Origin of the sequence: Pseudoalteromonas sp. CO348, assembly GCF_004208845.1 — a bacterium.
Lineage (GTDB): Bacteria > Pseudomonadota > Gammaproteobacteria > Enterobacterales > Alteromonadaceae > Pseudoalteromonas > Pseudoalteromonas maricaloris.
The window spans coordinates 1-466 of sequence record NZ_SGPI01000062.1 but is presented as its reverse complement, the minus strand read 5'-3'; the positions used below and the strand labels follow the sequence as shown (position 1 = coordinate 466).

Sequence of the window (466 nt, the reverse complement as noted above, 5' to 3'; positions counted from 1 at the left end):
TGGTGCCTGGTGTTATTTTATTGGTTACAGAGTGGCCATTGACGAGTAATGGTAAAGTAGACAAGAAAGCACTGCCGCGAGGGGAAGAAAGGGGGCAACAGGTAGCATATCATGGAGCACAAAGCGAGGTAGAGAAGACACTAGTAGAGATTTGGAGCCACTTGCTAGACTTAGAAGCGAGTACAGTAAGCATAAAAGCAAACTTTTTTGATTTAGGCGGTCACTCCTTATTGTCAATCAGAGTAGTGTCAGAAGTAAGAAGTCGCTGTGGTGTAGAAATTTCGTTAGCGAGTGTGTTTGATAACGCGACGATAGAAGAATTAGCACAGGTGATAACGGACGCTACCGCGCACAATGTAAGGCCGGGGTTGACTAAGATAGAAAGAGAACAAACGACTTACCCGGTGTCTTTTTCCCAGCAACGACTGTGGTTTATCGATAAACTTCAAGGCGGCACGCCGGAATA

At 45.5% G+C, this 466-nt stretch carries 1 protein-coding gene; it reads left to right on the top strand.

The annotated features are described in order from the left end of the window. The coding region (locus tag EXT48_RS23560) for a phosphopantetheine-binding protein (protein WP_165384147.1) at window positions 1–466 on the top strand (466 nt) is incomplete at both ends.